Origin of the sequence: Candidatus Competibacter denitrificans Run_A_D11, from assembly GCF_001051235.1 — a bacterium.
GTDB classification, from domain to species: domain Bacteria; phylum Pseudomonadota; class Gammaproteobacteria; order Competibacterales; family Competibacteraceae; genus Competibacter_A; species Competibacter_A denitrificans.
In genome coordinates this window covers 20,971-39,502 of sequence record NZ_CBTJ020000080.1, presented here as the reverse complement: position 1 = coordinate 39,502, position 18,532 = coordinate 20,971, and the positions used below count along the sequence as shown (strand labels likewise).

15 protein-coding genes are annotated in these 18,532 nt (G+C 58.2%); 11 read left to right on the top strand and 4 right to left on the bottom strand.

The features are described 5' to 3' along the window. Positions 1-15: 15 nt before the first annotated feature. Entirely contained in the window at positions 16-1,359 is a 1,344-nt protein-coding gene (locus BN873_RS14575) for a sigma-54-dependent transcriptional regulator (protein WP_048675215.1), read from the top strand. A gap of 50 nt (positions 1,360-1,409) precedes the next feature. Here BN873_RS14575 and rpsT read toward each other — a convergent pair whose 3' ends face one another. Further along, complete coding sequence (gene rpsT, locus BN873_RS14570) at positions 1,410-1,676, bottom strand: 30S ribosomal protein S20 (RefSeq protein ID WP_048675209.1); 267 nt, start codon at positions 1,674-1,676, stop codon at positions 1,410-1,412. Between the two features lie 180 nt (positions 1,677-1,856). On the opposite strand from rpsT, the gene murJ reads away from it, so the two are divergent. Continuing rightward, the gene (murJ, locus tag BN873_RS14565) at positions 1,857-3,398 is read left to right on the top strand and encodes a murein biosynthesis integral membrane protein MurJ (protein WP_082161313.1); all 1,542 of its coding nucleotides are present in this window, start codon (positions 1,857-1,859) and stop codon (positions 3,396-3,398) included. On the opposite strand, the gene BN873_RS14560 is transcribed toward murJ, so the two are convergent. Continuing rightward, on the bottom strand, positions 3,339-4,865 hold the full coding sequence (locus BN873_RS14560) for a sigma-54-dependent transcriptional regulator (protein ID WP_048675205.1): 1,527 nt from the start codon (positions 4,863-4,865) through the stop codon (positions 3,339-3,341). The two genes, murJ and BN873_RS14560, sit on opposite strands and share 60 nt — an antisense overlap. Positions 4,866-5,045: 180 nt before the next feature. Between BN873_RS14560 and BN873_RS14555 the strand changes: the two genes are divergently transcribed. The 5 genes from BN873_RS14555 to BN873_RS14535 are packed head-to-tail and all read left to right on the top strand — an operon-like array spanning position 5,046 to position 10,311. Next, positions 5,046-6,815, top strand: a complete 1,770-nt coding sequence (locus BN873_RS14555) for a bifunctional alpha/beta hydrolase/class I SAM-dependent methyltransferase (protein ID WP_048675202.1) — start codon at positions 5,046-5,048, stop codon at positions 6,813-6,815. Continuing rightward, entirely contained in the window at positions 6,808-8,151 is a 1,344-nt protein-coding gene (locus tag BN873_RS14550) for a phosphatase PAP2 family protein (protein ID WP_048675199.1), read from the top strand. Before BN873_RS14555 ends, BN873_RS14550 begins: the two co-directional genes overlap by 8 nt. Beyond that, a complete protein-coding gene (locus BN873_RS14545) occupies positions 8,148-8,759 on the top strand; it encodes a CDP-alcohol phosphatidyltransferase family protein (protein ID WP_171820494.1) in 612 nt (203 codons plus the stop codon). The genes BN873_RS14550 and BN873_RS14545 overlap by 4 nt, the downstream gene beginning before the upstream one ends. Next, a complete protein-coding gene (locus BN873_RS14540; RefSeq protein WP_048675197.1) occupies positions 8,750-9,676 on the top strand; it encodes a phosphatidate cytidylyltransferase in 927 nt (308 codons plus the stop codon). The genes BN873_RS14545 and BN873_RS14540 overlap by 10 nt, the downstream gene beginning before the upstream one ends. Before the next feature lie 17 nt (positions 9,677-9,693). Next, positions 9,694-10,311 (top strand): lysophospholipid acyltransferase family protein, encoded by a 618-nt coding sequence (locus tag BN873_RS14535; protein WP_048675195.1) that lies wholly within the window; start codon positions 9,694-9,696, stop codon positions 10,309-10,311. Between the two features lie 39 nt (positions 10,312-10,350). Here the strand turns inward: BN873_RS14535 and BN873_RS14530 are convergent, their stop codons facing one another. Then, a complete protein-coding gene (locus tag BN873_RS14530) occupies positions 10,351-11,691 on the bottom strand; it encodes a dicarboxylate/amino acid:cation symporter (protein ID WP_048675193.1) in 1,341 nt (446 codons plus the stop codon). A 134-nt stretch (positions 11,692-11,825) separates the two neighbouring features. After that, positions 11,826-12,851, bottom strand: coding sequence for an amino acid ABC transporter substrate-binding protein (locus tag BN873_RS14525; RefSeq protein ID WP_048675191.1), 1,026 nt, complete (start codon positions 12,849-12,851; stop codon positions 11,826-11,828). 314 nt (positions 12,852-13,165) lie between these two features. Here BN873_RS14525 and ribF point away from each other — a divergent pair, with 314 nt between their 5' ends. The 4 genes from ribF (at position 13,166) to ispH (ending at position 18,507) form a co-directional block, all read left to right on the top strand. Further along, positions 13,166-14,137, top strand: coding sequence for a bifunctional riboflavin kinase/FAD synthetase (gene ribF, locus BN873_RS14520; protein WP_048675188.1), 972 nt, complete (start codon positions 13,166-13,168; stop codon positions 14,135-14,137). Positions 14,138-14,205: 68 nt separating this feature from the next. After that, positions 14,206-17,040 (top strand): isoleucine--tRNA ligase, encoded by a 2,835-nt coding sequence (ileS, locus tag BN873_RS14515; RefSeq protein WP_048675185.1) that lies wholly within the window; start codon positions 14,206-14,208, stop codon positions 17,038-17,040. Next, positions 17,040-17,540 (top strand): signal peptidase II, encoded by a 501-nt coding sequence (lspA, locus tag BN873_RS14510; protein ID WP_048675182.1) that lies wholly within the window; start codon positions 17,040-17,042, stop codon positions 17,538-17,540. The genes ileS and lspA overlap by 1 nt, the downstream gene beginning before the upstream one ends. A gap of 28 nt (positions 17,541-17,568) precedes the next feature. Continuing rightward, positions 17,569-18,507, top strand: a complete 939-nt coding sequence (gene ispH, locus BN873_RS14505; protein ID WP_048675179.1) for a 4-hydroxy-3-methylbut-2-enyl diphosphate reductase — start codon at positions 17,569-17,571, stop codon at positions 18,505-18,507. The last annotated feature ends 25 nt before the right edge of the window (positions 18,508-18,532 follow it).

The window sequence follows — 18,532 nt, the reverse complement described above, 5'->3', positions numbered from 1 at the left end:
AAAGGCGTCTAGGCCATGAAAGATATCTTGATTATTGAAGATGACCGAACCCTCAATCATCTGATGGCCCGGCATTTACAAAAACTGGGCCACTCGGTCAAATCTGCCCTGGATTGGGCCAGCGCCAAGGAGTATCTGGCCGCCAGTGAACCGGCGCTGATCCTGCTCGACTGCCTGCTGCCCGATATGGATGGCTATAAAATCATTTCAGAAATCGCTCACCAATATCCGGTGATCGTGCTCACCGCCTACGCCTCCGTACAAAACGCGGTGCGGGCGATCAAGGCCGGTGCCGCCGAATATTTGACCAAACCGGTCAACCTCGACGAACTGGAATTGATGGTCAAGCGCACCCTGGACACAGACACACTGCGCCGTGAGCACGAGTGGTATCAGCGCCAAATTCAGGCGATGGGCAAGAACGCGATGATCGGTCGCAGCCGGGCGCTGGCCGAAGTCCATGCCCTGATCGACGCGGTAGCCGCCGCCGATATCACGGTGCTGATTGAGGGTGAAAGCGGGGTCGGCAAGGAACTGGTGGCGCGACAAATCCATCAGCGCAGCGCACGGGCCGACCGCAATCTGCTCGAAATCGACTGCTCAACGCTGCATCACGCCCTGTTCGAATCGGAATTATTCGGTCATGAGCGGGGGGCCTTCACCGGCGCGGATCGTCGCAAACCCGGTCTGGTCGAAGGGGCTGAAGGCGGTACTTTGTTTCTGGATGAAATCGGCGAACTGGATATCGCGTTACAGGCCAAGCTGTTGCGGGTGTTGGAAACCGGTCAGTTCCGCCGCCTGGGCGGGACCAAGGACTTACGGGCCAATGTGCGGATTGTCGCTGCAACCAATCGCAGCCTGGCGCAGATGAGCCGCGACAATCAATTCCGACAGGATCTGTATTTTCGCCTGAGCAGCTTCGTCATTCGGGTGCCGCCCCTGCGGGAACGGCGTGAAGATATCGCCGAACTGGTGGAGTATTTCCTCCACCATCTCGACATCCGTCTTCAGGTCAATAAAACCATCTCAGCGGCGGCGCTAAAACAATTAGTGGCCTATGACTGGCCGGGCAACATTCGCGAACTGCGCAACGTCGTCGAACGGGCGATGATCCTATCCGGCAACAAAGCGGAAATTCGCCCGGAGCATCTGGCCTTTGCCGCATCCGGCCATAATCCCGCCGCCATCACCTCGCTCACCTTCGACCATGACCCTAATCTGGATGAAATTGAGCGGATGTATCTGGAAAAAATGCTGGACAAGCATTCGGGACATCGGGCGCATGTGGCCAAGGTGCTCGGCGTCAGCGAACGCAACCTCTATCGGCTCCTGCACAAACACGGCCTACCAAAGCACTGATGCCGCCGTCTACCCGCCATTTCACTCTGGGATCACTGTCCAGCAGCTGATCAAGCCGCCATGTCGCGGATGTGATGCGTCAGACGGCTCTTGTGACGAGCGGCCTTATTGACGTGAATCAGCCCCTTGCGGGCCATGCGGTCGATCACCGGCACCGCCGTCTGATATTCCGATTCGGCTTTGCCCTTATCACCGGTCTGAATCGCTTTGATCACTCGCTTGATGTAGGTACGCAGCATGGAACGCATACTGGCGTTATGTTCGCGGTGTTTCTCCGCCTGACGGGCGCGCTTTTTCGCTTGAGCGGTATTGGCCAAGATCAAGACTCCTTACAAGACAACAGGATAAACAGAATACATTCCGACTTCAAAAAAGGGGAATAATAATGACACTTTCCGCTAGTCTGTCAATCCCCTTCCAGCGTTATCGCTGACAGATGAGGCGAATCTCGTTATGATCCGCGCCTTCAAACGCTGCCTGCGCGGGATCGCACCATCATGAGTAAGGCCCTCCTGAAATCCACCGGTATTGTTAGCGCGATGACCTCATTATCGCGGGTTACCGGTTTTATCCGCGATATGGTTTACGCGCAGATGTTTGGCGCAGGCGCGGGCACTGATGCTTTTTTCGTCGCCTTCCGCATTCCCAATTTCTTACGCCGCCTGTTTGCTGAAGGCGCGTTTTCGCAAGCCTTCGTCCCGGTCTTTTCGGAATACCAGACCCAGCATTCACCCCAGGAACTCAAAGAATTAGTCGATCAAGTGGCGGGGACGCTGGGCGCGATTTTGCTGCTGATTTCGGCCATCGGGGTAGTGGCCGCACCGATCCTGATCCTGCTGTTCGCACCGGGCTTTACCACCGACGCGACCAAGTATGACTTGACCGTCGAGATGCTGCGAATCACCTTCCCCTATCTCTTGTTCATCTCCTTAACAGCTTTTGCCGGTGGCGTGCTGAATAGTTGTGGCAAATTCGCCATTCCCGCCATCACGCCGGTCTTGCTGAATCTGACCATGATCGCGGCAGCCGTATGGCTGGCGCCGCAGATGGAACGGCCGGTGGTTGGCTTAGCCTGGGGCGTCTTTATCGCGGGCATCATTCAACTGAGTTTTCAGATTCCATTTTTACGCCAGGTCAAGCTGCTGCCACGACCACGCTGGGGTTGGGCCTCTCAGGGCGTCCAGCAAATCTTAAAACTGATGGTGCCGGCCCTGTTTGGCTCCTCGGTCGCGCAAGTCAATCTGCTGATCGACACTTTGGTGGCTTCATTCCTGGTTTCCGGCAGCGTGAGCTGGCTGTACTACTCCGACCGGCTGGTGGAATTTCCGCTCGGTATTTTCGGGGTGGCGCTGGGTACGGTGATTCTTCCCAAACTGTCCCGCCAGCACGCCAACGCCGAAGCAGGCGGCTTTTCACAAACGCTGGACTGGGCTTTGCGCTGGGCCTTGCTGATTGGGGTTCCCGCCACCATCGCGCTGATTCTATTGTCCGGGCCGATGCTGTCGGCGTTGTTTCAGTACGGAGAATTCGACGCCCGTGATGTCGCCATGTCGACGCGCAGCTTGATGGCGTTTGCGCTCGGCTTGACCGCGTTTATGCTGATCAAGGTGCTAGCGCCCGGTTTTTATGCGCGCAAGGACACCCGCAGCCCGGTGAAATACGGTTTGATTGCTATGGGAGCTAATACGGCGCTGGTGTTGACGCTGGTCTGGCCGCTGGCCCATGCCGGGTTGGCGCTGGCGACCTCATTGGCGGCTTATCTGAACGCGGGCCTGCTGTTCTACAACTTACGGCAACGGGGTATTTATCAAGCCCGTTCCGGCTGGCCCAAATTCTTGCTGCAACTGCTGCTCGCTAATGGGGTGATGGGTGCAGTCATTGGGTTTGGTGTGGGCGATCTGGACAGTTGGCTTCAGGCCAGCGCCAAACAACGGCTGTGGCATTTAAGCGGGCTGATCCTGGCGGGTGGAGCCAGTTATCTACTGGCCGTGCTGGCGGTCGGCATCCGACCCCGGCATTTGCTGTTGCGGCAGGATTGACCGACTCAGATATTTCCGCACGGTTCGCCGATCCAGGCCGGTTTGGCGGGCGACGTGCTCGTAATTACCACAGCGCTGATAAAGCAAGGCGCAGTACTGGGCTAGCACGCTTCGCGCATCCAGCGTTCCCGCCTGCATCTGTTGCCAGAAAGCATCGGACGCTGTGGGAGCGGCCGGTTCCCCTGCATAGCGTCCGGTCAACAGAATCCGGCGTGCTGCCTGCTCCAGTTCTCGCACGTTGCCCGGCCAAGGGTAATCGGCGGGAAGATCACGATGCAGCGCGGTCAACACCAATTCGACGGCTTCCGAACGGCTCGACCCCAACAAGCGCGCCACCAGAGCGTCCACCAGCAAATCCAGCTCAGCAGGCGTTTCGGCCAAACGCTGACGCAGCGACGGCACGGTGATGGTGTCCGAACAGAGCCGATAGAAAAAATCCGGCCGGAATTTGCCCTGCTGGCGTAATTCGGCCAGCGCTTGATGGGTAGCGGCGATCACCCGCCCGGAAAAGCGTTGCGGCTTGTGACTGCCGACCGGCGTGAAGGCACGCTCCTGCAACACCCGCAGCAGTTTGATTTGCACGCCCAGACTGGCGTCGCCGATCTCATCCAGAAACAGCGAGCCGTAAGGACTACAGCGCGCGAATACGCCCTGATGATCCTCCACCGCGCCAGTAAACGCGCCCTTGCGATGACCGAATAATTCCGATTCGATCAGGCTTTCGGGAAATTCCGCCAGGTTGACCGCGATAAAGGTGTCAGCGATACCGTGCTGGAAACGATGGCTGGCGGGATCGAACGGGATGAATACCGACCGGCCGATGGCCGCCGCCGCCGAACCTTTGCCGCTGCCGGTCTCGCCCAGTATCAGGGTCGAAAAGTCCTCCATCCGGTTCCACAGATAGCGCTCGTACACCCGCATATCGCAGCCGAATACGTTGTTCCACAACGCCCGCCGCAGTTGCTGCATACAGGGGCTGGAACCGATCAGCGCGCCGTCAATGAAGCGGTAAGCACGCCGTAATTGATAAAACAATCCGAAATAGCGCACCGCTTCCGTTTGATCGAAACCCTGTTCCCGCAGCAGGGCCAATGCTTCATCGGCAAAGGCGACGGGCGTCAACGGGCGGGGCTGGGTCGATTCCTGATCAATCAATCGATCCAACTCCGGCAAAAAGCGGTGATAGCCGCAGAACAGTCGAGCGTCGGCCAACCATTGCCGTTCCTCGCCCGCGTACTGGGTCAGACTGCCCGCGTTGCGCTGGCTCAAGCGGTCGAGTCGCGCCAGCAACACCGGAAACAGCGTGGTCAGGGCGTGATGGCCATTGGGGATCGCCAAAGCCGATGCCGGCACCAAGGCCGCAACCTGGCGGCGGTCGATCTCGAACGGATTCGCCATGATTACGTCGGAAGCAGCGGCCAAAAATTGCCGTTCATCTGCTTCGAGTTGTAGTCGAGTGCCCGCCATTTCGGAAATCTCCCAGCAAAAAATGTCTAGCCAGCTATCATAAAATGTACCCGTGTTCTTGAGGATCATTTTATAACGCGCGGCAACGCTTCGTTACAACAAGGACTTAAGCGCATTTTACGGCTGGCACGGGTTTTGATTAAGGAAAGCAGAAGCCTTAAGACCACATGGAGCCATCAGATGAACCCCCATCGACAAGACCACGACCACAGTTTTCGCAGTTGGGATGGCGTGGAGTTGTTCTACCGAGCCTGGTTGCCCGAATCCAACACGGATCGGGCAGTGATCCTGTTCCATCGCGGCCACGAGCATTCCGGCCGCTGGCAGGATGTGGTGGACAAGCTCGATTTAGCCGATTTCGCCTTGTTCGCCTGGGACGCGCGCGGCCACGGCCGCAGTCCCGGCGCGCGCGGTGATGCGGAAAATCTCGGCGTGCTGGTGCGCGATGTGGAGACCTTCGTCGGCCACGTTTCGCGCCACTACGGCATTCCCATCGAAAATATCGTGGTGTTCGCCCACAGCGTCGGCAGCGTGCTGGCGGCCACCTGGGTGCATGACTACGCGCCGAAAATCCGCGCTCTGGTGCTGGGCAGTCCGGCCTTGCAAGTGCAACTGTATGTGCCTTTCGCCATTCCCGCGCTGCGCTGGCTGCTGAAATTCAAGCCAAAAGCCTACGTCAACAGCTACGTGAAGGCGAAATTGCTGACCCACGATCCGGCCAAAATCGCCAGCTACGACGCCGATCCGCTCATCACTCGCCGCATTGCGGTGAATCTGTTGGTCGACTTGCACGATGCCGGTCGCAAGTTGGTGGACGATGCGGCGGCCATTACCGTACCGACTCTGGTGCTGACTTCCGGCGCGGATTGGGTGGTCGATCAGGCGATTCAGCATCGCTTCTTCGAGCGCTTGGGGGCTACAGTCAAGGAGATGCACGTTTATCCTGGCTTCTTCCATGACACCTTTAACGAGCGGGACCACCATCTGCCGTTGAATGACGCCCGTCGCTTCATTCTGGAAGCGTTTGCACAGCCGCGCTATGAACCGTCCTTGCTGGACGCCGACCGCAACAGCGCGACCCAGCGCGAATACGAACGGCTGGCGAATCCCTTGCCCGCGCTGTCGGGCCGACGCCTGGTTTACGGCCTGAGTCGATTTTTTATGAAAACCATCGGTGCGCGTTTCAGTCGAGGCATCAAGCTCGGCGTTGCCACCGGCTTCGATTCGGGTACCACGCTGGATTACGTCTACCGCAACCGTGCCGAAGGCTTGACCCCGTTGGGTCGGCTGATCGACCGCAATTATTTGAACGCCATCGGCTGGCAAGGCATTCGGTTGCGCAAGATTCATCTGGAAAAATTGCTGCGCCGGGCGATGAGCGAATTGCACGCCGCTGATAAACCAGTGCGGATCGTTGACATCGCCGCCGGTCATGGCCGCTACGTGCTGGACGCGGTGGGCGAACCATCTGAAATTCCAGCGAGCGGGGTGCTGCGGGATTTCAGTCCGATCAATGTAGAAGCGGGGCGGCGATTGATCGCTGAACGGGGTTTGCAAGAGCGCTTTGCCTTCGAGCAGGGCGACGCCTTCAATTCGGCCAGCCTCGCCACCCTACCGCGCGACGCCACGGTCGGCATCGTCTCCGGGCTGTATGAGCTGTTTCCCGAAAATGGGCCGGTGCGCGCCTCGTTGGCTGGGTTGGCGGCGGCAGTCACGCCGGGCGGCTATCTGATCTATACCGGCCAGCCCTGGCACCCACAGCTCGAATTCATTGCACGGGTGCTGAGCAGCCATCGGGACGGTAAACCGTGGGTGATGCGGCGACGCAGCCAGCAGGAAATGGATCAACTGGTCGCCGCCGCCGGGTTTGAAAAGATCGCCCAGGAAACCGACCCGTGGGGGATTTTTACGGTGTCGCTGGCCCGTCGGCTGGAGCCGGGCCATGCGTGAAAAATCCGGTGCGGTCGAAGCGGCCCGCCCCTGGCGTGCGGCCATTGCCTGGATGGCGCTGGTGCTGGGGCCGGGTTTCTTCCTGGTCTACGGCCTCTGCAATGAACTGACAGCATTGCGCGCTGACGTGGGCAGCTTCTTCTTTGCGTGGGAACGGCAGATTCCGGTGTTGCCCTGGACGATTATTCCCTACTGGTCGCTCGATCTGTTCTACGCTTTTTCAGTGTTGCTGTGCCGGAATCGACTGGAACTGGATCGCCACGCCGGGCGGATCATCAGCGCCGTTCTGCTCTCCGCCGTCGGCTTTCTGCTGTTTCCGCTGCGTTTTGGCTTTCCTCGGCCCGAAGTAGAAGGGCTATTCGGCTCGCTGTTCCAGGCGCTGTACGGCTTCGACCGGCCGTTCAATCAAGCGCCGTCCTTGCACATCAGCTTAGGTATGATCCTCTGGTCTCTGTACGCCAAATACACACACGGGCCGCTGCGTTGGTTGCTGCACGGCTGGTTTGTGCTGATCGGCCTTTCGACGCTGACGACCTGGCAGCATCATGTCATCGACCTGCCAGCGGGGGCGTTGGTCGGGGTAATCGCCTTTTGGCTATTTCCCGATCCGCACGCCGAGCAGGTTGGTAAAACGGTTCGCTATCGGCCAATCGGTGGGAAGCGCCTGGCCGGTCGCTATCTGAGCGGCGGCTTGCTCTGTCTGGCGCTCGCTGTGCAAGGAGATTACTGGCTAATTTTGCTGTGGCCCGCGCTGAGTTTAAGCGTGGTGGCCGCCGCTTACGCCGGAATCGGGCCGACGGTGTTTCGCAAGCACGACGGGCGGCTGTCATGGGCGGCACAGTGGGTTTTCGCGCCCTATCGTCTCGGCCAACAGCTCTCGTGGCGGTGGTATCGGCGGCGAATGGGACTGCCGTTTGTGGAAGTGTTGCCGGGCCTGTTTATAGGCGCACGGCTCGATGAACAGGAGGCGCGGAGCTTTGTCGCCGCTCATCCGCGCCGTGTGGTGATCGATCTGACTGGCGATTTCAACGAAACCGCCAGCTTCCGCCAGACTGATTATGTCAATCTGCAACTGTTGGATTTGACCGAACCGCCGCCGGACGCTTTGCGCGATGGCGCGGCTACCATTGAAATGGCGCTACAACAAGGAAAAACCGTGTTTGTTCACTGTACTCTGGGGTATTCGCGTAGCGCGCACCTCGTGGCCCACTGGCTGACCGTAACGGGTCGCGCCCACTCGCTTGAAGAAGCATTCACGAAAATTCGTGCGGTTCGGCCCGGTATCGTCATGGCGTCATCGTGGCGCTGTCCCACGCTGGCGGGAGAAAGCGCATGATCAGCATCTACACCATCAAACCCGCTTTTCAGAATCTGCTGCGGCCTATCGCCTACGGGCTGCACAGCCGGGGCGTCACCGCCAATCAAGTCACCTTGGCTGCACTGCTGCTGTCACTGGCGGTCGGTAGCGTGATTTGGCTTTGGCCAACGCCGCTCACCTTTTTACTGCTACCGCCAGTCTTGTTACTGAGAATGGCTTTGAACGCCTTGGACGGGATGCTCGCCCGCGAATTTCAAGGGCCGACCCCGCTGGGCGCGCTCCTGAACGAACTGGGCGACGTAGTAGCCGATATGGGTTTATATCTGCCGCTGCTCTTGCTGCCTGGTCTATCAGCGGCCGCGATAGTGGCTTTCGTGTTGCTGGCGCTGCTCAGTGAATTTTGTGGGGTGTTGGGCGTGCAGATTGGAGCGAGTCGCCGCTATGACGGGCCGATGGGCAAGAGCGACCGTGCGCTGTTACTCGGTGGCATCGCCCTGCTCCTTGGCTTTGGAGTGTCCAGCGGCTTTTGGCTCCATGCCCTGCTCTGGATCGCTAATGGCTTGCTCGTGCTAACCTGTTATAACCGACTGTACGGGGCGCTCCAGGAGTCAAAAGCATGTCCGTGATTCTCTCATCGCCCGTTCTCGCAATTCTGGGTGGGGTATGGGGTTTGCTGCTGCTGGCCACCTTGGTGGTGTGGCGGATCGCGCCGACGCCGGATAGCGAACTGCGGCAGCGGGTGCGGAGCTGGTGGATCATCGTAGCGCTGTGCTCGCTGGCCTTGACCTTCAGCCGCACCGCCGCACTGGTGTTTTTCGGGCTGGTCAGCTTCCTCGCCCTCAAGGAGTATCTGACGCTGGTGCCGACCCGGCAAGCTGATCGCCGGGTGCTGTTCTGGGCCTATCTCAGCATCCCGCTGCAATACTATTGGATCGGCATCGAATGGTACGGGATGTTCATCATCTTCATCCCAGTTTATATGTTCCTGCTGATACCGGTCGCGCTGGTGCTCGCTGGCGATACCCAGGGCTATCTGCGGGCCGCCGGCACTTTGCACTGGGGCCTGATGAGCATGGTGTTCAGCCTCAGCCATCTCGCGTTTTTGCTGGTGTTGCCGCAGGGTCAATACCCGCAGGTCAGCGGGCCGGGACTGGTGTTATTTCTTTTGCTGTTGACCGAGTTAAACGATGTCGCGCAATTCTGCTGGGGCAAACTGTTCGGCAAGCATAAAATTTCGCCCACGGTCAGCCCGAACAAGACAGTGGAAGGTTTCGTGGGGGGCGCGATGACCACGTTGCTGTTATCGGCGCTATTGGCATCGTGGCTGACGCCGTTTGGCTTACGCGATGCGCTATTGGCAGGTGCTTTGATTGCGGTGGCTGGCTTTTTTGGTGATTTGAGCCTGTCAGCGCTAAAGCGCGATTTGGGGATCAAAGATAGCGGTCGGCTGTTGCCAGGCCACGGCGGCATTCTGGATCGGATCGATAGCTTGACCTATACCGCGCCGCTGTTTTTTCACTTCACCCGCTACCTGTATTTCTGACGGCGCCAAACATCGCCATGTGGCCCATCTTCTTACGCTTCTTATTCTTTCTGTTGCTCGTCAAACCGTTTCTGCTCCTGGCAGTCGGGATCAGCGTGCGGGGTCGCCAGCGCTTGCCGCACCAAGGCCCGGCCTTGATCGTCGCCAATCATAACAGTCATCTCGACGCACTGGCCTTGGCGGCCATCCTACCCTTGCGGCTATTGCCGCACACGCGCCCGGCTGCATCAGCCGAGTATTTCTTGCAGGGCCGCTGGCGCTCCTGGTTCGCCCGGAAGGTCATCGGCATTATTCCGGTGGCCACCAAAGGCGGCGCAGCACACGCCGAGGTGCTGCATGAAGTCAAAGAGGCATTGCTGGCCGGCGATCTGGTCATCTTCTTCCCAGAAGGCACGCGGGGTGAGCCGGAAGCCTTGGGGCAACTTAAATCTGGCATCGTATGGCTGGCGGAAACTTTGCCGGAGGTGCCGATTTACCCGATCCGCCTGCGTGGCCTGGGCAAGGTACTCCCCAAGGGCGCTTGGCTGCCGGTGCCGTTTTTTTGCGATGCCTGGGTCGGTGAACGCCTCCGCTGGGAGGGCGACCGCCAAAGATTTATGACGGCGTTGGTGACTCGATTGACCGAGCCGACATGACAGTCAGGCCAAAACCACCAAGCGCCATCAATCAATGGGCTACTTCACTTGCACCGGCATCTGTGTATTAACCGCATCCAGCACTAGCTCCGGGTTATCGGCCAGCACCTCGGTCTCATTATTGAGCACGGCACGCAGGCGGTTGGTGTCCACATCGTTGGTCCACTTGGCCACCACCACGGTGGCCACACCGTTGCCGATCAGGTTGGTTAGCGCACGAGCTTCGGACATGAAGCGGTCGATGCCCAGGATGAGGGCCAGCCCCGCTACCGGCACGTTGCCAACCGCTGATAAGGTCGCCGCTAACACGATGAACCCACTGCCGGTGACGCCCGCCGCGCCTTTGGAAGTCAGCAGCAGGATGGCCAGCAATGTGATTTCCTGCATCAGCGTCAGCGGCGTGTTGGTAGCCTGGGCGATGAACACCGCCGCCATCGTCAGATAGATCGACGTGCCATCGAGGTTGAAAGAATAGCCGGTCGGAATCACCAAACCGACGGTCGATTTGCGCACACCCAGGTTTTCCAATTTAGCCATCATGCGCGGCAGCACCGATTCCGAGGAGGAGGTGCCCAATACGATTAGCAATTCTTCCTTGATATATTTGATGAATTTCCAGATGGAAAAGCCGTGGTAGCGGGCGATGCTGCCCAACACCACGAAGATGAACAACAGGCAGGTCAAGTAGAAAGTACCCATTAGCTTGGCCAGTGAGGCCAGCGATCCCAAACCGTATTTGCCAATGGTGAAGGCCATCGCACCAAACGCACCGATGGGGGCTACTTTCATGATGTAACCGACGATGACGAACAGGACATGTGAGAACTTCTCGATCATGTCGAACACCAGCGTACCGCGTCCGCCGAACGTGTGCAGCGCGAACCCGAACATCACCGCAATCAGCAGCACTTGCAGCATTTCGCCCTTGGCGAAGGCGTCGGTGAAGGTGGTGGGAATGATGTTCAGCAAGAAATCAGTGGTGCCTTGCAGTTTGCCCGGCCCAGTAAATTGCGACACGCTCTTGGTGTCCAATGTGGCCGGATCGATATTCATACCGCCACCGGGATTCAAAAGATTGACCAGGGTCAAGCCGACGATTAGGGCGACGGTGCTCACGATTTCAAAGTAGAGCAGTGCATAGCCGCCGGTTTTTCCGACCTTTTTCATATCCTCCATGCCCGCGATACCGACCACCACCGTGCAGAAAATGATTGGCGCGATGATCATTTTGATCAGCTTGATGAACGCATCGCCGAACGGTTTCATAGCCGTGCCGGTTTCGGGAAAGAAGTGACCGAGCAAGACCCCAATCACGATAGCCGTAAAAACCTGAAAATACAGTGACTTATAAAGAGATTGCTTCTTGACGGGTTCGTCCACGTTCGTTTCCTCTGGTGATGCTGTTTTTGTAGTACCCCGTCCGTTCGGGCGGTCTTGGACCAAAGAGACCTTCAGCGCCTCTCAGCGCTGGGGCCAACGTCTTCTCTTGTCGTTTGGTGCAATCGCCGCCAGATTCAGTCAGCCGCCAAGCCTTGAAGCTGGAAGACATGCTCCAGGTGCGGACTCATTCGCAGATTAAGGCTGACTCCCGAAGGTAAGGGCCGCATGAACCAGCGCCGATAGATTGCTCGGATCTCCCGACTACCGGCTAGCCGTTCAAAAGCTTGCTGAACGACCTTGGCGAACTCGGCATCGTCATGGCGGAACATCAGCGCGTAATCGGCATAGGTGAGGAAATCGCCCACCACGCGATAATCGGATTCGGCATCGCGTGCCGCGATCATGCCGTGCAATTGCACGTCGTCGTTGATAAAGGCGTCGGCTTTACCGGCTGCCAACGCCTCAAACGATTGGTTGTGATCGTCGGCAAAGATGAATTGAATTGTGAGATTTTGTTGTTGGGCGATTTTGGGGAGAGTCTCGGCATGAATCGTCCCTTTGGTCAGCACGGCGGTTTTGCCTTGCAGCCCGCGCAGCGACACGATGCCGCTGCCGCGCTTGACCAGCAGCTTGGCCCCGGTGACGAAAATCGTGGGGGAAAAACCCAAGGTAAGACGCCGCTCTGTGCTGGCGGTAGTAGAGCCGCATTCGAGATCGACCGTACCGTTTTTAACCAGATCGAAACGGTTTTCTGGCGTTACCGGCACGTATTCGGTTTTGAGATCTTCCTTGTGGAGATGGCGGGCGATTTCTTCGACCACCACCTCGCAGATATCCAGCGAGTAACCGATGGGATGGCGCTGGGTGTCAAGAAAAGCAAAAGGTGGCGAATTTTCACGGTGGCCGACATGAATCACGCCGCTGGTGTAGATCTTCTGCAATGTGCCGGAGAATGGTTCGACGATGGGAAAGACCTTTTGCTGCGCCTGTGAGCTAAAGGCCGCAGTCAGGTATAGGATAAAGATCGTCAGCGAAGACCAACGTACTGGGAATAATTTCCGAGCGGGCGGTAAGCACCGTTGGTGTGCTGGGGCGATGCCATTTAGAGCCTCCCAAATTTTACGGGTATCCGCACAAACCGACCGGCTCCAATGACCCATGGTCTTTACCCCAAAGTACTGGATTAATGCACAGAGCCGCTACCGCTACAACCTTGGCACGGCCTCATCACGAATACAAAATTCGTATGTAACTAGAAAACCTAGCAGGATTTTTCCAACAATCCAGATGCAAACCGGAATCATGATGAGAGGCCAGCCCAGAACCTGAAATGAATCGCCTTTATGCAAAGCATCGCTCTCCGAGACGACGATAAAGTGCTTATCTTTGCTGAAGTCTTCGTCATATTCGGCAAGGCTGCACTGCCTACCTTATAATGCCGCCCTTCGTCCTCTCACCTTTATCGAAAGCCAGCATGGAATTGATTCGCGGCCAGCATAATTTGCAACCTCATCATCGGGGTTGCGTCGCCACCATCGGCAACTTCGATGGGGTGCATCTCGGCCACCAAGCGATTCTGGCCCAACTGGCCGAACAGGCGTCGCGGCTACGCCTACCGCGCTTGGTCATTACCTTCGAGCCACAACCACAAGAATTCTTCACCGGCCCCAACGCACCCCCAGCTCGGCTGATGCGCTTGCGGGAAAAGCTGCTAGCACTGGATGGATTGGGCATTGAGCGGGTGCTATGCCTGAAATTTGATCACCACTTGGCGGCTATGCCGGCGCAAACGTTTATTGAGGATCTGCTGGTCGAACGTTTGGGCCTTCGCTATTTGGTGGTTGGCGATGATTTTCGCTTCGGTCACCGCCGCGCTGGTGATTTCGCCATGCTGGTTGCAGCAGGTCAGCAGCACGGTTTTACGGTATCGAACACCCAAAGCCATCTGGTGGATGGCGAGCGCGTCAGTAGCACCCGTATCCGACAAGCGCTCAGTCAAGGTGATTTAGAACTGGCGGCCCGGCTGCTGGGGCGGCCTTACGACATGTGCGGACGAATCGCCTATGGCGAGCAGCGCGGCCGGACCATTGGTTTCCCGACAGCTAATATCCACCTTCATCGCCGGGTCACGCCGGTTTACGGCGTTTATGCCGTCCTAATGAGTGGGCGCACTCTGCCTCCCTGGCCGGGTATTGCCAACGTCGGTCGTCGTCCTACGGTGGCCGGCCATCGCGAGCGCCTGGAAGTCCATTTGCTCGATTATCGGGGCAACTTGTACGGCCAGCAGGTCAAGGTCGATTTTTTACACTATTTACGCCCGGAACGGCGTTTTGAGTCTCTGGACGCATTGCGGCAACAAATCCAGAAGGACGAACAAATCGCCAGAACGTATTTCTCCGAGCGCGGCATCTCCTGCCCTCTTTCTCCAGTAGAGGTAAGGAATTAGGATGAAAAGGATATACTCCCCTCCCGCAGGGAGCGGAGCATTTTCATATCGGTTTTTAGAGGCTTATCGTGGCTGATTATAAAGACACTCTCAATCTTCCCCACACCGACTTTCCGATGAAAGCCGATCTCGCCAAGCGCGAGCCGGACTTGCTGCGCTATTGGCGAGAGTTGGATCTGTACGTCCGTCAGCGGGCAGAGTTCGCCGGTCGGCCGAAGTTCGTGCTGCACGATGGCCCGCCCTACGCCAACGGCACCATCCACATCGGCCATGCCGTCAACAAAGTACTGAAGGACATCATCGTCAAATCCCGCACCCTGAGCGGCTTCGATGCGCCCTATGTGCCGGGTTGGGATTGCCACGGCCTGCCCATTGAGCAGGTTGTAGAAAAGAAGCTGGGCAAGGTTGGCGTCAAGGTCAACGCCCGCGAGTTTCGTACCGCTTGCCGGACATTCGCCGGTGAACAGGTCGCCAGCCAAAGTGCTGATTTTCAGCGCCTCGGTGTCTTGGGCGATTGGGCGAATCCTTATCTGACCATGGATTTTCGCGCTGAGGCCGACATCGTGCGCGCTTTGGCGCGGATTATTGCCAATGGCCATCTCTATCGCGGTTCCAAGCCGGTCTACTGGTGCATCGATTGCGGTTCGGCGCTGGCCGAGGCCGAAGTCGAATACGAGGATCGTGATTCCCCGGCCATCGACGTGCGGTTTCCGGTAGCCGACCCAGAATCGCTACTGGCTCGCTGCCGCCACGTCGAGGGCCACAACGGCCATGGCCCGCTGGCGGTGGTGATCTGGACCACCACCCCGTGGACCTTGCCCGCCAATCGGGCGGTTGCAGTCAATCCAGGTTTTGAATATGTGGTGGCACAGGTAGCAACTGACCGAGGCCAGGAACGGCTGCTGGTCGCCGAACCCTTGCTCAAGGAATCGTTGGCCCGTTGGGGCATCGACGATTACCAGATCATCGCTTACGGCGCGGGCGCTGACTTGGAGGGCCTGGCGTTGTGCCATCCGTTTTACGACCGCGAAGTGCCGGTCATCCTTGGCGATCACGTCACCACCGAAGCAGGCACCGGCCTGGTTCACACCGCGCCCGCCCACGGCCAGGAAGACTATGTGGTCGGCTCGCGCTACGGGTTGGCGGTGGATAATCCGGTTGGCCCAGACGGCAAATTCCTGGCGGATGTACCGCTATTCGCCGGCTTGCACGTCTTTGCCGCCAATGATCGGGTCATCGACACCCTGAAAGTGCATGGCATGTTGCTGCGGGCTACCCGCCTGCAACACAGCTATCCGCATTGCTGGCGGCACAAGACACCGATCATCTTCCGGGCTACGCCGCAATGGTTCATCGGCATGGAGCATCATGGCTTGCGCGCCCGCGCGTTGGAGGAGATCAAGAAACTGCGTTTTACCCCCGACTGGGGCGAGGCACGGATTCAGGGCATGGTCGCAAACCGTCCCGATTGGTGCGTATCCCGGCAACGCTATTGGGGTGTACCGATTACGCTGTTCACTCACAAGCAGACCGGCGAATTACATCCGAACACCCAAGCCTTGATGGAACAGGCGGCGCAACGGATCGAACAGGGCGGCATCGACGCCTGGTTCGAGATGAACCCAGCCGAATTATTAGGCGCCGAGGCGGCCGATTACGACCAAATCCGCGACACCCTAGACGTCTGGTTCGATTCTGGCACCACCCATCTTTCGGTGCTGGATCGTCGCCCTGAACTGCATTTCCCGGCCGAATTGTATCTGGAAGGCTCCGACCAGCATCGTGGCTGGTTTCAGTCATCGCTGCTCGCCTCGGTAGCGATGCGCGGGGTTGCGCCTTATAAGGGCCTGCTGACCCATGGCTTCACCGTGGACGCGCATGGCCGCAAGATGTCGAAGTCGATGGGCAACGTGGTAGCGCCGCAGAAAGTGGTCAACTCGCTGGGCGCGGACGTGCTGCGGTTGTGGGTAGCGGCGACCGACTATCGCGGTGAGATGGGGGTTTCCGATGAAATTCTCAAGCGCATGGCCGATTCCTACCGGCGGATGCGCAATACGGCCCGCTTCCTGCTAGCGAATCTCAATGGTTTCGACCCGGCGCAACATCTCGTGCTGCCGGAGCAGATGCTGGCATTGGATCGCTGGGCGGTGGATCGCACCCGCCGCTTGCAGGCGGAAATTCTGGAATATTACGAGCAATATCAATTCCATCTGATCTACCAGAAAATCCATAACTTCTGCTCAGTGGACATGGGTAGTTTGTATTTGGACATCATCAAGGATCGCCAGTACACCACCCAACGCGATAGCCTCGCCCGCCGCTCAGTGCAAACCGCGATGTATCACATCCTGGAAGCGATGACCCGCTGGCTGACGCCGATCTTAAGCTTTACCGCCGAGGAAATCTGGCGAAACCTGCCTGGCGAGCGCGGGCCATCGGTGTTTCTGGCTACCTGGTACCAGGGGCTATCTGCGGTCAGTGACGATGATCCGTTCAACACGGCTTACTGGGATCGGCTGATCGCAGTCCGCGAAGCCGTCAGCAAGGAACTGGAAAAGCTGCGAGTTGCGGGAGGGATTGGCTCCGGGCTGGACGCGGAATTGGATTTATACTGCGATGGCGCGCTGGCCACCGACCTCGGCAAACTGGAAGATGAACTACGGTTTTTCTTCATCACCTCCTACGCCCGTTTGCAACCTCTGTCAGAGCGTCCGACCGAAGTGGTTGAAATCCAGACCAACGGCCAGTCACTCGCCATCCGGGTTTTGCCCACCACCCACGCTAAATGCGTGCGCTGCTGGCATCATCGCGAAGATGTCGGCCAAACTACCGACCATCCAGAGCTTTGCGGGCGGTGTGTGGCCAATGTGACTGGCGCTGGCGAAACGCGGCGTTACACCTAATGTCGGCACCTCGTTGGGCCTGGTGGCTCAGTGGCTTGACCCTGGCGCTCGATCAAGCCACTAAGCACCTTGCCGAAGCGCTGCTGGTCATGCACGAACCGGTGCCGGTGTTGCCGTCGTTTAACCTGACGCTCACGTATAACACCGGTGCCGCCTTCAGCTTCCTGGCCGGCGCAGGTGGTTGGCAACGCTGGTTCTTTCTTGGGTTGGGCCTGGTGGTCAGCATCGGCCTGATCGTCTGGCTGGGCCGGCTCAAACCCGGCGACCGCTGGTTGGCGGCCGCGCTGGCGCTGATTTTAGCGGGCGCTGTCGGCAATCTGATTGACCGGATTTTGTTTGGACAGGTAATTGATTTTATTCAACTTTACTACGAACGCTGGTACTTTCCGGTATTCAATGTAGCGGACATTGCCATCAATATCGGTGCCGGATTATTGGTGTTTGATAGCTTGCTTTCGAAAAATACGGGGTCTTTGAAAAATCCGGTGGATAACCCCTAATCAGGCCATCACTCTTGGGAGCCTTGTCATGAGTGCGCAGATTCATCTTGCTAATCCCCGAGGTTTTTGCGCAGGCGTGGATCGGGCCATCGGCATCGTCGAACGTGCGCTAGAGCTGTTCGGGGCGCCGATTTATGTCCGTCATGAGGTGGTGCATAACCGATTTGTGGTCGATAACCTGCGCCAGCGTGGTGCAATCTTCGTCGAAGAACTGGACGAGATTCCAGACGACGCGACGGTGATTTTCAGCGCCCACGGCGTCTCACGCACCGTCCAGGAACAGGCCAAGCAACGCGGCCTTAAGGTGTTTGACGCCACCTGTCCACTGGTGACCAAAGTTCACATGGAGGTCAGCCGTCACGCCCGTGCCGGCCGTGAGGTGATCCTGATTGGCCATGCCGGACATCCCGAAGTCGAAGGCACCATGGGCCAATACCAGGAAACGCAAGGAGGACACATGTATTTGGTAGAAACGGTGGAGGATGTTTGGCGGCTGCCGGTACGCGACCCTACCGAGCTGGCTTATGTCACCCAAACCACCCTTTCAGTCGATGACACGGCCCGGATCGTCACCGCCTTGCGCGAGCGTTTCCCGCTGATCCAGGGGCCACGCAAGGACGATATCTGCTATGCCACCCAAAATCGGCAGGATGCTGTCAAAGACCTGTCCGGAAACTGTGAGCTGTTACTGGTCGTCGGCTCACGCAGCAGTTCAAACTCGAACCGATTGCGGGAACTGGCCGAGAAGGCTGGAACACCCGCTTGGCTAATCGATGGCCCCGCGGACATCGACCCGGCCTGGCTAACAGGAAAAACCGCCATCGGTGTCACTGCCGGCGCCTCGGCCCCGGAAGTGTTGGTGCAACAGGTGATTGACCGGCTGCGGGAGCTTGGTGCTGCGACCGTTACCGAAAGCCGTGGGTGTGAAGAAAATGTGGTGTTCGCGCTGCCAAGAGAGTTGCGTTGAATTGACCCAAGCAACCTTCTTCCCT

Excerpts from the sequence above, each read along its gene's own strand:
- murJ (WP_082161313.1), top strand. The coding sequence starts at position 1,857 with ATGAGTAAGGCCCTCCTGAAATCCACCGGTATTGTTAGCGCGATGACC.
- BN873_RS14525 (WP_048675191.1), bottom strand. The coding sequence starts at position 12,851 with ATGGGTCATTGGAGCCGGTCGGTTTGTGCGGATACCCGTAAAATTTGG.
- BN873_RS14535 (WP_048675195.1), top strand. The coding sequence starts at position 9,694 with ATGTGGCCCATCTTCTTACGCTTCTTATTCTTTCTGTTGCTCGTCAAA.
- ribF (WP_048675188.1), top strand. The coding sequence starts at position 13,166 with ATGGAATTGATTCGCGGCCAGCATAATTTGCAACCTCATCATCGGGGT.
- BN873_RS14545 (WP_171820494.1), top strand. The coding sequence starts at position 8,148 with ATGATCAGCATCTACACCATCAAACCCGCTTTTCAGAATCTGCTGCGG.
- BN873_RS14555 (WP_048675202.1), top strand. The coding sequence starts at position 5,046 with ATGAACCCCCATCGACAAGACCACGACCACAGTTTTCGCAGTTGGGAT.
- BN873_RS14560 (WP_048675205.1), bottom strand. The coding sequence starts at position 4,865 with ATGGCGGGCACTCGACTACAACTCGAAGCAGATGAACGGCAATTTTTG.
- ispH (WP_048675179.1), top strand. The coding sequence starts at position 17,569 with ATGAGTGCGCAGATTCATCTTGCTAATCCCCGAGGTTTTTGCGCAGGC.
- lspA (WP_048675182.1), top strand. The coding sequence starts at position 17,040 with ATGTCGGCACCTCGTTGGGCCTGGTGGCTCAGTGGCTTGACCCTGGCG.
- BN873_RS14540 (WP_048675197.1), top strand. The coding sequence starts at position 8,750 with ATGTCCGTGATTCTCTCATCGCCCGTTCTCGCAATTCTGGGTGGGGTA.
- BN873_RS14575 (WP_048675215.1), top strand. The coding sequence starts at position 16 with ATGAAAGATATCTTGATTATTGAAGATGACCGAACCCTCAATCATCTG.
- BN873_RS14550 (WP_048675199.1), top strand. The coding sequence starts at position 6,808 with ATGCGTGAAAAATCCGGTGCGGTCGAAGCGGCCCGCCCCTGGCGTGCG.